We start from the raw sequence: 12,463 nt of genomic DNA, 5'->3' as shown, positions 1-12,463 counted from the left end.
CTCTCGATTTCTCTCATGCTCGGGGTCGCAACAGGTTTCCCGACCTCGGCCAGCGCCAATGATGGCCCCTCAAGGGCGCAACAGGCTTCCCGTAGTCTGCCTGCGCCGCCGATCTCCGCCCCACAGGCGAGACCGCGCGCGCGCGAAAACTCGTCGGTGAAAGACCATGTTCGCCGTGGTCAGAGAGCGCGCAATGCCGGGCGGTGGACGGAGGCATACGCTGCCTACAAGGCCGCTTTCGAGGCCGCAGTCCCGACGACCAGTACCGAGCGAGAGCGGGCGGAGATCGCCGGCGAGCTCGGCCTCTGCGAGGTCGCGTTGCACAAGTACCGCGATGCGGCCGAGCACCTTGCCAAGAGCCTCGAACAGCGCGAAGCGCTGCCGGACGCGCTCGAGCGGCGATTCGAGGCAGGCCACCGCGAGGCAGTGAAGCGCGTCGCCACGCTCGTGCTCTCGGTCGATCCGCCCGACGCCGAGGTGCTCATCGGCGGCGAGCGCGTCGGGAGGACCGCGCGGACCTACACGCTGTTCTTCGAGCCGGGCCAACACGTCATGGTGCGGGCTCACGCACCGGGCCGCACGGAGGCGTTTCAGAGCTTCCGCAGCGTGGTGGGCGCGGAGCACGAGATGACGCTGGAGCTGCTCCCCCTTGCGGTGGCGAGCAGCGCCAACGAGGCCAGCAGCGCCAAGGATACAGCGCCAGCGACGCCGCCCCCCTTGCGCACGTTGCCCGCTGCGCGCGCGCAGGCTACCAGCCCGTGGGCCTCCTGGCCGGGGACGCTGCGCATCACGGGGATCGCCGTCACGACGGCTGGCGTGGCGGTGGGCACCATCCTCATGGTCCGGGCGGGCAAGCTCGACGACGATCTGAGCGCCCGGCGAGCTCGGCTCCAAAGCGAGCCGTCATCGAGCGCGTCGATGTGCTGGCAAGCGCCTCGGAGCTCGCCGTGTGGCGAGCTGGCGCGCCTGCTGGACGCGCGCAACATGCACGGCCGCGCCGGTCTGGCCGCGGTGATCACCGGCGGTGTCGTCGGTGCCGTGACCGCCGCGTCGTTCTTCACGGACTTCTCCTTCCTGCGATTCAAGCCGGCTCAGGATCGGGTCGAGGTCTCGCCCGTGGCGAATGGGAGCGAGATCGGCGCGCGAATCGAGGGGGTATGGTGAACGCGCGGGGGGCCGGGAGAACGGGTTCACTGGCGGGCCGAAGCGCCGTGACGTCGGTCGCCGCTCTCGCTGTCTGCGTGGGGGGAGCTAGCACGCTGACAGCTTGCGCGGCGTATCCCGATGATTGCTCGGCAAAGCTGGCGTGTGCTCCCGATCCGGAGCCTCCGCCCGACCTCTGCGCGGGAGAGCCCGGCACAGCGCCAGCGCTCGACAAGTGCGGGGTGTTCGTCAGCGAGCAGGGCGACGACAACAGCGCCGGAACGAAGCGCGCGCCGGTGAGGACGTTGCAACACGCGATCGGGCTCGCCGCGCACGGGCGCGGCCACGGCGAGCGGCCGACCCGGCGCGTGTACGCGTGCGGCGGGTTGTTCGAGGAGGCCATCTCGCTCCCCCAGGGTGTCGACCTCTGGGGCGGTCGTCTGTGTGCCGGCGGAGACTGGTCCTACGGAGGGCCGCTCGACGAGCAGCACGCGTTGACCGTCATCGCGCCTCCCGTCGGGATCCCGGTGCGGGTCCTCGGGGGGGACGATGGGCGCATCGCGAGGGACGACACGACATCGGTGATCTTCGGCGTGCGCGCCGTGGCGGCCGACGCCTCCGCGCGCGATGGCAAGTCGTCGATCGCGATGCTCCTGAGCCCTGGGGCCAGGGCAATCGTGCGGGCGAGCGAGATCTTCGCAGGCGACGGAAAGGATGGGGAGCCTGGCGAGGACGCGCCGAGCTTCCGCGCGAGCGCCGGCGTGGTAGGGAACAACGGCGTGGATGCCTGCACCGCGGACGTGGCGCTGGGCGCCCTTCCAGTCGTGACCGTGTGCGACGACGGCATCGAGTCGACGGGTGGCCAGGGGGGCGATGGAGGCCGCGAGACGGGCGGCGACGGGACTTCAGGAACGCCGGAACCGGTCGGGACGCCGGACAATCGCGGCTTGGCTGGCGGTGGCGCGTCCAGCATGCCGTGCAAGGATGGGGAGAGGGGAGCAGACGGCGCCCCTGCGGAGCGCGCTGCCGGAGCGGTTGGCCCTGGTCGTCTGGGCCTCGACGGATGGGTCGGCGTCCGCGGGAAGGACGGGGAGAAGGGCGGCGCCGGTCAGGGCGGCGGCGGGGGCGGCGGCGGCAAGGGGCGCGACGACATGAACGCGTGTCCGGCAGGTCGACCCCAGAGCGGTGCGGCCGGCGGATCGGGCGGCAGCGGCGGCTGCGGGGGCAAGGGGGGCAAGGGGGGCGGCTACGGCGGCGCGAGCATCGCGATCGTGGCCTTGCAAGGGAGCGACCTCACGGTCGATGACGACAGCACGGTCCTCGGGGCCAAGGGCGGCAATGGCGGGGTCGGCGGAACGGGCCAGTGGGGAGGCTTTGGCGTCGGCGGCGGCCGAGGTGGACGCCTTTTTGTGACCGACACGTCGCGAGGATGCGACGGCGGCTCTGGCGGCCATGGCGGTCGCGGGGGCGATGCAGGCGGCGGTCTCGGTGGCCACTCACTCGGCATCGGCTCCGTGGGCGCCTCCGTGACCATCTTGCCGCATGCGACGGTCTTGCCCGGACAACCCGGCACCGGGGGGCTCGGCGGCAATGCAACCCCGGAAAGCCGCTCCGGCCAGGGGCATGACGGGACTAACGTGTTCTGGTACCGGTTCGATGCGCCAGACCCGGAGCCGCCTCAGTGAACCGCCCTGTGGCGGTCGGCGCACGTCAGGAGATGCACATGAACAAGAGCACCGCAGCGACCTTGGTCCTTCTGCTGTCTCCGTGGGCGATCGGCTGCGGAACTGCGCCCGGCGTGAACGACGCTGGCGTGACGCCTTGTGAAGGCACCTCGTGCGTGGACGAGCCGCCGCCGGAGTCGGTCTGCGTCGAGCACGTCGCTGCCGATATCATCGACGACGGTTGCGGCGTGTTCGTCGCCGGAGCCTTGGGTGGGGGCGACGACAGGAACCCCGGCACGAAGGCGAAGCCGGTGTTCACCGTCGAGCGCGCCGTCGAGCTCGCGCGCGCTGGACGAGGGCGCGTGTTCATCTGCAACGACGGATTCGAGGTGACTCAGATCAGGATGCCCTCCGGCGTGGATCTCCTCGGAGGCTTCGACTGCCGGCGATGGAATCGCGACCCCCGAATCCCACAGTCCTCGTTTTCTCACAAGACGGTCTTCGGCCCCATGGTGATCGTCGAGCCCGCGGGCCCCGAGGACAGGGGGGCCGCGGACGGGGTGTCGACGCTCGCCGATCTCTACGTCCGCTCGGCGGGCGAGGTCGGCGTGCTCATTCAGTCCAACACGGTGGTGGAGATCCTGCGGAGCGAGATCTCCACCCGCGGAGGAAATGGGGGCACAGCCGGGGAGCCGTGGCAGTACAGCCAACCGGACGGACCGGATGGCAATTTCGGTGGGGACGCGTGCTCGGCGACCGTCGTTGCCGGCGGGCCTGCGGTCGTGAACGAGTGCGAGAGCGGGCTCACGAGCGTTGGCGGCAAGGGAGGAGATGGGCTGCCCGACAGCGCCGAGGATGGAGGCGACGGCGAGCCCGCCGACGCTTCGCCCTCGGGACGCGGTGGTACCGCAGAGCAGGACAACGCCAGTTGCTACGTCGGATCCAAGGGAGGCCCGGGGGCTCCGGGGACGCAGGGCGCGCCCGGCAAGGGTATCGGACGCCTCACCGAGACAGGATGGGAGGGCGACACGGGGGGCGCAGGGACCTGGGGCACGCCGGGCCAGGGCGGCGGCGGGGGCGGCGGTCGTCGGGGCGGGCTCGCCCTGTGCGACGTGGCCTCCAAGGGAGGCCCAGGAGGAGGCTCGGGAGGGGCCGGCGGTTGCGGAGGCCGAGGAGGCCGCGGCGGAACGAACGGACAGCCGTCCATCGCCGTCCTCGCGCTTAACGCGCGGGTGACCGTGCGCGACACCAAGATCACGGCGGACTTTGGCGGCAGGGGCGGCGACGGCGGGGAACCCCAGCGAGGCGGCCGAGGCGGCCGAGGCGTACGGGGTGGAGCGCTGGGGGATGGGTTTTACTCCTGTCTCGGCGGCCGTGGAGGCGACGGTGGGCCCGGCGGCTACGGCGGCCCAGGGCGCGGCGGCGACTCGATCGGCATCGCCTACCTCGACGAGGACCAGCTCACGCTCGAGGGCGTCACCATCGAGACCGGACAGCCGGGCAAGGGTGGCACCAGCTGGAACCACGATGGCAGCACGACGGTGGGAGAGAGCGGCGAGGCCCACGAGACGCTTCGCTTTCCCGAATAGCCGAACTCACGTCCCGACGAGGACGGCGCAGAGCTCCACGACGACTACGAGGTAGCTTCGGAATCCGAGTCCACGAGCCAGCTATCCAGGAAGCTGGAGGCCCAAGCGACCATGGAGGCCGGCGGCTCGCCTTCACCGTCCCACGAAGCGACCAGCGCTTCGAGCTCACGCTTGGCAGCCATGGCGCGGAGAGTCTCCGGCGATTCGTCGTGCGGGCGCATGCGCGCAAGCTCCTCCAGCATCTTGTCCTTGTGCAGAAGGCCATCCGTCGACGCTGACAAGAAAACCGCTGCCGACTGTCGCTCTGACTCCGGCAATCTTCGAACCATCGCAGGCCACCTGAGAGTCCATCCAATCTGGTGATGCGCCCGGAGCACAGTAAGCACCGCAACGAACCGTTCCGTGAGGCTGCTCTCATCGACCTTTGCGCGGGGAGCCGGCTCTTCGGACGGCGACGGCTTTACCCATGTGTGCTGGTCCGAAAACAAGCAGTCGTAGAGTCTGGCCTCACCGGGAAGGCGCACGCCTGGTACCACATCCGGCACGAGCACGGTTCCGACCTCCGGCGGCATGCGCTCGCAACCGAAGGTTGCTTCAATCTCATGGGCGATCCAGTCCGCGCACGGCTGCTCGTCGGGCGACAGATCGAAGGCGACGTATCGCCGGGTTACGGTGACGGTCCTTGGGCTGTCATGGTCCGGGTTCGAGACGAGCCACGGATCGAGCGGGCTTCGAGACACGATGAATAGCATACCCCGAAAAGAGACCGTGAAAGAGTCCCTTGGCTCCTTCACGATTTCGAACGTGCACGATCTGTGGATAATGTAGTAAGGAGCCAGGAAGCTTATTTGAAACCACAGCGGCTCACCGGTGGATCTTCGAAGGTCAATCGTGAAGGAATAGCAGCCATCGCAGCCACCGGCAGTGAGATGCAGCGAGTGGTTTCTGAGCATACAAGGGAAGCGATCTCCTATGCGACGCAGCATGGAATGCCATCGCTCGTCCTTTGATGCCTGAATCCGTGCGGCCACGAGCCGGGCGTGCTCTTCGGTCTGGCGGATGAGCTCTTCGTCGACATCATCGGTGATTCCAACCCCACGGGGGTAGTATCGGTACACAATGCCTAGCAGTTCATCGAGACTGTGTCTCATGGATTCTGGACCCTGGCGCCGAGGGGTTTGTAATAATCGCTCTCGAATTGCTCTATCATCCTAGATTTGAACGTCCTGCAGAATATACCAGGAGGAAGATCCTCGCCTCCATCCTTTTTGTATACTTCATTCGCTGACCAGTTCGCCACATCAGCGCTGATGCTGGCTGCTCTCTTCGCCGAGATCTTCCCCCAAATCTCGCTTTGCAATGGCATCCCGATGTGAACCATGCACGCGTCGTCGCCCTCTCGATTGTGGCCAAAAGCCAGATATGCCTTTGCCTCCTGCCAACCGCCCGCCACTGTTCCATCGTAGGCAACGATCGTAACAAATTTGAAAGCCCGCGGGTCAATCGGCTTAGTACCTGTGCACCCCATCTGCGGAGCGCCGCTCTGCTGGCAGGGATCTGCCGGCTTCTCCGGGCTCGGTGTCGGGCGCGCCTCTTCCTCCTCCTCTTCTTCTTCGTCCTCCGTCTTGTTGCACTGGATCTTGCGCTCGCCGCCTTCCGGCGGCTCCGCCCCGAAGTCGCCCGACGCGACGGAGGTGTAGACAGGAACGGGCGGCCCGACTGGTCCACCTGCGCCTTCACCCTTCACCCACTCCTCGCGGGGATAGCAGTCTCCTACCGTCCAGTTGCATGCCGCTAGGATGCAGATGGCAAGACCCGCAATCATCAGCAGAAATATTCTTGCGCTCATCTTAAACTCCATCGAAGCACAGGACCGACGACGACAAGCACGGACACGTAACCTGGGAGCACAAGACTGCTCCCGCCGACCCAATCCACATTGGCGCTCACCGACACGCCGAGCGGCCCTGCAACGTACGCGTTGGTTTGCGCATGCGCGCCTACTGCCATCCCGGCGACGTGTCCACACAATGAGCTTCCGCAAGCCGGCATGAAGTAGATCGCGACGGATGGGCCAGCGCTGAAATCGCCATTCTTCCAGCCATATCCGAGAGCGGCGATGGCGCTATTGTAGACACCGGTCCCACCTATCTGGATTGGAGGCACGACGCTGAGCAGATCGCGAACATTGAATAGGATGTTGCCGTTGATGCGCCACGATATTCCCGCGTGCGGACTCACCGCCAGGTGCGTCACGGTGCCAGCCTGGATCCCCCCGAAGCCAATTCCGGCACTCAGCTCGGCTGCGTCTGCCTGCGTCGGAACGACACTTAGCAGGAGAGCGAACACTGCCGACGATGAGATCTGCCGGTCTGTCGTCCTCATCGTCTCCCTCCCGGTCGTCCGAAACACGCGAGCAACGTGGCGACGCGGCCCATTCTTCTGATCACGGGATCGGCGTCAAACGGAATCTCGACGAGAACACTACACGGGCCAGGGCTCGTACCGTCCGGAGCGTGCGCCAGCGCGCAGCGACCTGCGCGGCTGCGGCGCGTGTCGGCCTGCTGGCGCCAGCTGCCTGTCCACGCCGCCGCGAGAGCGCGCTACCGGCCACACGACCTGGGCTGCACGATGTCGGCTGCAAGCCCGACCCAGCGCGGCGCCGTTCGGCTGCAAGCCCGACCCAGCGCGGCGCCGTGCACGGGTGGCTGTGACGGCCGCGCGCGGGGCGCCGTACGGCGCGAGCGCGGCGCCTGGCGGCGGCCTGCGCGATCAGCAACGACGCGCTAGCGCTCGCGCGCCTGGAGCCGCGTGACGTCGCGCTCGCGTCCGCGCCGGCCGCGAGCGCCGCACGTCGCGGCGCCATCGGCGGGCGCCCACGAGACCGGCTACGGATCGTCCGATAGGGCTCCGCAGGCCCCGCAGCCCTGACCATCCCGCGGCCGCCGCCACTGCTCGAGGGCTTCGCCGCGGTGGTGTTGCGCAGGTGCGCAGGCGGCTACGCGGCGGGAGTGTTCGCCAACCAACTGGCTGACGAACGGCCCTCGCCCGGATACCCGCAGGACCGCGACTATTCCGCTTGACTTTTGCGGCGCCACCGTCCTTCCAGGCATGCGCTTCGACCTCTACGACCGAAGCGGCGGAGAGGGGCCGCGCCGAGCTCGCGCCCGCGCTCCTCGTCGCCGACACCTGTTGACGCTCAGGCTGGCTGATAGCTCGTCGAGCAGGCTCCTTGACGGCCATCGCGACCGTGCGCGGTCGAAGTCAAGGAGGGCGATGGCCATCCCTCAGGCGTGCGCCGCTGGCGGCCTCGTGATGGCCATCATCGGTTGACCACCGGCGCCGGCGCCGGCGAGGAGCTCCTGTGCCGGCGCCGAGGACCCGTCATCACGGCCAGCGTCAGCTGCCGTCCGTCCCCAGGTCGCCGACGATGTGGGACATCACCTCGCGCTCGACGAGCTTCTTCTTGCGCCGCGCTGCCTCGCGCAGCGCGGCGGTGGCCATGCGGTCGATCTCGCGCAGGCTCGATCCGGCCGCCTCGTGCAGCAGGAGGAGGGCGTCGGCGGTGAAGACCTCGCGGTCGGCGCCGGCGCGGCTCATCCGTAGCCGCACGTACTGGCCGGTATCGTCGGGGACCATTGGACCAATCGACAGACGCCGCTCGATCCGCGAGTACAGCGAGCGATTCTTGCGCAGCTCGAGCCGATCTTGGAGGTCAGGGAGCCCTACCAGGATCAGCGACAGCAGCGCACGACTGTCCCATTCGTAGTTGAGCAGGATGTGGAGATGATCAAGCGTGTCCTGGTGGAGCAGATGCGCTTCGTCCAGCAGAAAGACCGGGTGAATACGCTCGCGGCCGAGTGTCTCGACATGCGCGCTGACGGCGTAGAAGACGGCCGCCGCGGTTGCAGCGGGGTTGAGGCCGAGCGCATGGCAGAGCTGACGATAGAAGTCGCGACGGCCCAGTGTGGCATTGTGGCAGTAGGTCAACCGGAAGCCTGCCTGCGGCAACCGATGACGCACGGCCCGCAGCACACACGTCTTGCCGGCGCCGGGCTCGCCGACCAGCAGCACCTGGGCGTGCTCGTGCACGGCCTCGCACACCTCCTCGACGAGCTGCTCCTTGGAGGGCGGCAGCCACAGCTCGCCGTCCTGGATCTCCTTGGAGAAGGGCGCAGCCGAGAGGGTGAAGAAGCGGACGTATGATTCGCTCACGCTGCACCTCCGGCCTCGCCGGTGTCCTCGCCTCCGCCCGCCCGGCGGCCGAGCGTCCGCGCGGGGTTGAAGTCCACCGGGCGCGTCGGCTTATCCGCCGCTGGGCCGCCGCACGGAGGCCGCTTGCGCCGCGCGTTGCGCTGCGGGTCGACCGGATGCAGCATGAGGCGCTTGCCCTCGTGCTCGACCCACGGCGGCTCGTCCGGCGCGATGAAGCACCGGGCGACAGAGACGATCTGGCCAGCGAGGTAGCCCTGGTCGAGCTGCCAGGCGATGCCGTCGACTGAGACGATGTTGTCGCCCGAGACGCGGCGCCGGGTACGCTCGGTGAGCGCGCTGCGTAGCGCCTTCTCATCGACGGCGCTGTCTCCGGCGGGGCGGGCTGCGTAGAGCTGCGCCGGGGTCTTGCCGAGCAGGCCCGCGTGTGGCGCCGGGTGGTAGCGCCTGTCGAGGAAGGCGCGGAGCGTCGTGTTGATGTCGGCGAGCGAGGCCACGGCACCGAGGTAGTTGAGGCACCCTTCGCGCAGCGTGCGCCAGAAGCGCTCCATCTTGCCGCGCGCCTCGGGGTCGTAGGGCTTTGCGTGCAGGAGCGTGATGCCGAGCCGCGCGCACGCGGTCTTGAGGATGTCGCCGCGGTAGGTCGAGCCGTTGTCGAGATAGAGCGCGTCGGGCTTGCCGTGACGGCGCAGGGCGTCGACGGTCATGCCGAGCATGTCGACCTCTTTCTCGGTGGTGTGCGCCTCGAGCGCGACGACGTAGCGAGAGGCGTCGTCGAGCAGCCCGTGGATGCGGATCGGCATCGCTTTGCCGCCGACGGTGCAGCCGGTCACGTGACAGACGTCACCGTGCCAGAGCGCGCCAGGGCGCTCGGCTTGCCAGCGCAGCCGCGTCTTCGGCTCGCCCTCGGCGCGCGCAGCGCGGCGGCGAAGTCCGTGCGCCGCGTACAGGCGCCGTACGGTGGGCTCGGAGACCTTGCCCGCTTCGAGGCGTCCGTCATCGACGAGCGTCTTGAGGATGAGCGGCACCGAGGCGTAGGGATGCTCGCGCCGGATATCGAGCAGCAACGCACGCAGCTCTTCAGGCAGCCGCTGCGCGAAGCCTCGATCGCTGCGTGGCTGCGGACGCAGGCCGTCGAGGCCAGCTGCGCGATAGGCGTACAGCCAGCGCTGGAGCGTGGGCACCGAGTAGGTGCGCGTGCTGTGCGCGCCCGGCGGGCGAAACCGCTGCTCGCTGAGCGTGCGCAGCTCGGCGGCGAGCTGGCCGTGGGTGAGCACGCGGTGCATCAGAGGGCCGATGACCGTGGCGCGATAGATCGCCACGGTCTCGGCGTGGTCGGCGGGGCCGAGAGCCATTCGAACAGGTCCTTTCTGCGCCTTGCTGGCGCGCGGTCCTTGTCCGGGATCGGCGGCGTTTTCGGCAGGGATCCTCTCAGGTGGGCTGTACGATTGGGACTCTGAAAGGGCAGAGGCCCTCACGCCGCGTGCGCGGCGCCGAGGAAGGCGCGGTGCTCGATCGGCAGCGCCCGGGTCGTTGGGGCAGCGCTCGCCGCGAGCGCTGCCGCGGCGCTGGCCGCGCTCTGACGAAGGGATGCGGGTGGGCCTGGGCCGGGGGCTTCCGCAAAGAGACGTCGCTGCGCGACATCGCGCGCCCACCGGCGCAGCGTGGCCCAGCCGGTGACGGCGCTGTCGCCGAGGATCCTCGCCGGGCCCACGCGCCGCCGGACCTCGGCTGCCGTCGCGAGCGCGAGGCCCCAGAGCGCGAGGGCGAAGCCTATCGCGGCGGCGCTGTACGTGCGCCGACCGAGCACACCGCGAGGAACGACGAGGAGCACGGCGCCGCAGCTGAGGCAGCGGTAGCGACGGGCGGTGACCGAGATCACCTCGGGGGGTTGGTCGGGGCTGGCAGGGCCCCAGATCTGCCGCTCGCGCCTGCCGTGACCTTGGAGCCGGACCGCGCCTCCGAGCGGACAACTCGCGGCGCCGCAGGCGGGGCAGCGAGCAGGGCGCGCTTCGACGACCGAGGGGGGTTGCTGCTGCCAGCGCTTGATGTCGATGGCGCTCTGGATAACACTGCGACCGCTTCGATTCCTGGGCACAAGAACCGGAGCACGACGAGGAGGCTGTCGGGCAAGATCAGGTCTCCTCGTCGCCTATTTTGTGGCCGGCACCGCGCCGCTGCTCCGCTCCGCCGGTGGACCTACCCCGTCGTGAGGCGGGCGTGGGAGCAACGATGGGTGGGAATTTTCGAGCGGTGGCCGGAATGCGCACAACCACGTGCCGCTAGCTTTTTCGATGAGAATTCTGGGCAGCTATCCGGAAGGCAGGTGACGCGGCTCCGTGGGCGTCGTCCTCCCTCGTTGCGTACGCGGAGCGAGCGCCATCCATGATGGCCATCTTCGCTGCGTAGAGCTCCTCACCATCACGTAGCCTGCGCGATGCGAGGGGCTTGAGCAGCAACGAGACCGGGCGGTAATAACACCGCTTCTGTGCTCGGCCACATACGCGACGGCGCCACGCTCGCCTTCGAGCTGCTCGTTGCCAGCGTCGTTCCTGCGCCCGACTACGTGAAGAGCCACTCAGGGAAACACCTGGGCTACCCTAAGCGCTGGACCGTTGGACAGTGTTTCGACCTTGCGGCGCAGAGCCGATCCGTGAGACTTTTCGTGGGGGAGGTCACAACAAGCGACGAGCTAGACAGACCTGGTCCGGCGGCTTCGGTTGACCAATCGACTGATAGTTGGGCAGACCCAACCCCACGCGGAACACAAGAGCCCGAGCTTTAGAATCGAGAACCAACCCATGGCCCAAGCACCCACTGACGCCCTAACCACTTCGATCGGCGCCTGCATTAGTCGCGCCCGAGAGGTCATTAACGAGACATGGCAACCGCTGATGCAGGCCACTCACTTGGGCGCCGACAACGAAGAAGAGACCCGACTTCTCCAGCAGCAACTGGATTGGCAACTACAGACGGCATCTGAATCTCTGCTGATCCTTCTGGAGATGCTCGGTGCTCCCAGAGCTGCTGAACGTTTCACGGCGCGGTGGGATGATGCTAGCGGGAAGATGAGCCTCGCTCTCGACGCTGGCGACATGGATTATGTCTCATGCCCTCGCTTCGAAATGCTCAGTGCCACTTTCGAGTCACTCGTCCCCGAAGCGACTCAAGCGGTCACCCTGCGTGCAAAGCAGGATATCGTAAAAGAAGCCCTTGAGTGCACGCCAAAAATAGTGAAGGCAAGCAACAAAACGCCTAACTCCGAGACGGACCTTCACACCATCATCCATAAGCACATGGAGGCCACGTTCGTCGGCTACCTCCGTAAAACCGCGATCGCTACATCCCCCAAATACTACATCCCTGATGGCGCTTTTCCAACTCTCGAGCTCGCCATCGAGTGGAAGTACCTTAGAAATAAGGACGACCTAAAGCGCGCGATCGACGAGATCAAGACGGACATCAATTCCTACGGACAATCGCGGCTATACACCCGCTTCTTCGGCGTGTTCTACCAGATCAACAGTTCCATTTGCACGCCGAGGGAACTAAAACTCGCCTTCGGCAATCCCACCCCCTCCTGGGATATGATATTGGTTACCGCGCCGTAACATGTCTCGGTTGGCACGCGCCGTTCGTGAGTGCGGCAAAGATGTGCGAATTGCGTAGCGCAGGGCAACCCAATAAGGGCTTGCGGACTGACGGTCGGGCGTGCTTCGCGCACCCGCCCGCAGCCGAACTTTGGGCCTGCAGAGTGCGGGGACGCAGGCACGATCCCGAAACAGGCGGCAGCGCATCGACGGGCCTGACAACGGGGCGGCGAGCGAAGGAGAATCCCTCGGCGTTGCGCCGCCG

At 67.6% G+C, this 12,463-nt stretch carries 9 protein-coding genes; 4 read left to right on the top strand and 5 right to left on the bottom strand.

The genetic code is table 11. From position 1 onward, the window contains the following. Positions 1 to 15 precede the first annotated feature (15 nt). The 3 genes from WME98_RS10700 to WME98_RS10690 all read left to right on the top strand — a co-directional run bounded on the left by WME98_RS10700 (position 16) and on the right by WME98_RS10690 (position 4,396). The gene (locus WME98_RS10700) at positions 16 to 1,164 is read left to right on the top strand and encodes a hypothetical protein (RefSeq protein ID WP_437951246.1); all 1,149 of its coding nucleotides are present in this window, start codon (positions 16 to 18) and stop codon (positions 1,162 to 1,164) included. Positions 1,165 to 1,385: 221 nt separating this feature from the next. Continuing rightward, positions 1,386 to 2,828, top strand: a complete 1,443-nt coding sequence (locus WME98_RS10695; RefSeq protein ID WP_437951245.1) for a hypothetical protein — start codon at positions 1,386 to 1,388, stop codon at positions 2,826 to 2,828. Positions 2,829 to 2,866: 38 nt separating this feature from the next. Further along, positions 2,867 to 4,396, top strand: coding sequence for a hypothetical protein (locus WME98_RS10690; RefSeq protein WP_437951244.1), 1,530 nt, complete (start codon positions 2,867 to 2,869; stop codon positions 4,394 to 4,396). A 44-nt stretch (positions 4,397 to 4,440) separates the two neighbouring features. Here WME98_RS10690 and WME98_RS10685 read toward each other — a convergent pair whose 3' ends face one another. The 5 genes from WME98_RS10685 to WME98_RS10665 all read right to left on the bottom strand — a co-directional run bounded on the left by WME98_RS10685 (position 4,441) and on the right by WME98_RS10665 (position 10,490). Next, positions 4,441 to 5,547, bottom strand: a complete 1,107-nt coding sequence (locus tag WME98_RS10685; RefSeq protein ID WP_437951243.1) for a hypothetical protein — start codon at positions 5,545 to 5,547, stop codon at positions 4,441 to 4,443. Then, entirely contained in the window at positions 5,544 to 6,245 is a 702-nt protein-coding gene (locus tag WME98_RS10680) for a hypothetical protein (RefSeq protein WP_434041334.1), read from the bottom strand. Before WME98_RS10680 ends, WME98_RS10685 begins: the two co-directional genes overlap by 4 nt. A 1,550-nt stretch (positions 6,246 to 7,795) precedes the next feature. Further along, complete coding sequence (locus tag WME98_RS10675) at positions 7,796 to 8,611, bottom strand: ExeA family protein (protein ID WP_437945293.1); 816 nt, start codon at positions 8,609 to 8,611, stop codon at positions 7,796 to 7,798. Beyond that, positions 8,608 to 9,963, bottom strand: coding sequence for a DDE-type integrase/transposase/recombinase (locus tag WME98_RS10670; protein ID WP_437951242.1), 1,356 nt, complete (start codon positions 9,961 to 9,963; stop codon positions 8,608 to 8,610). Before WME98_RS10670 ends, WME98_RS10675 begins: the two co-directional genes overlap by 4 nt. A gap of 119 nt (positions 9,964 to 10,082) precedes the next feature. Further along, positions 10,083 to 10,490 carry a hypothetical protein gene (locus WME98_RS10665; RefSeq protein ID WP_437951241.1) on the bottom strand — a complete coding sequence of 136 codons (408 nt, stop codon included), beginning with the start codon at positions 10,488 to 10,490 and terminating at the stop codon, positions 10,083 to 10,085. 919 nt (positions 10,491 to 11,409) lie between these two features. Between WME98_RS10665 and WME98_RS10660 the strand changes: the two genes are divergently transcribed. Further along, positions 11,410 to 12,219 (top strand): hypothetical protein, encoded by an 810-nt coding sequence (locus WME98_RS10660; protein WP_437951240.1) that lies wholly within the window; start codon positions 11,410 to 11,412, stop codon positions 12,217 to 12,219. The last annotated feature ends 244 nt before the right edge of the window (positions 12,220 to 12,463 follow it).

It is taken from the genome of Sorangium sp. So ce296, assembly GCF_051529605.1.
GTDB lineage: Bacteria > Myxococcota_A > Polyangia > Polyangiales > Polyangiaceae > Sorangium > Sorangium cellulosum_D.
Note: the sequence above shows the minus strand (reverse complement) of the source record. Positions and strands in the feature narration are given on the sequence as shown.

Excerpts from the sequence above, each read along its gene's own strand:
- WME98_RS10700 (WP_437951246.1), top strand. The coding sequence starts at position 16 with ATGCTCGGGGTCGCAACAGGTTTCCCGACCTCGGCCAGCGCCAATGAT.
- WME98_RS10690 (WP_437951244.1), top strand. The coding sequence starts at position 2,867 with ATGAACAAGAGCACCGCAGCGACCTTGGTCCTTCTGCTGTCTCCGTGG.
- WME98_RS10685 (WP_437951243.1), bottom strand. The coding sequence starts at position 5,547 with ATGAGACACAGTCTCGATGAACTGCTAGGCATTGTGTACCGATACTAC.
- WME98_RS10680 (WP_434041334.1), bottom strand. The coding sequence starts at position 6,245 with ATGAGCGCAAGAATATTTCTGCTGATGATTGCGGGTCTTGCCATCTGC.
- WME98_RS10670 (WP_437951242.1), bottom strand. The coding sequence starts at position 9,963 with ATGGCTCTCGGCCCCGCCGACCACGCCGAGACCGTGGCGATCTATCGC.
- WME98_RS10660 (WP_437951240.1), top strand. The coding sequence starts at position 11,410 with ATGGCCCAAGCACCCACTGACGCCCTAACCACTTCGATCGGCGCCTGC.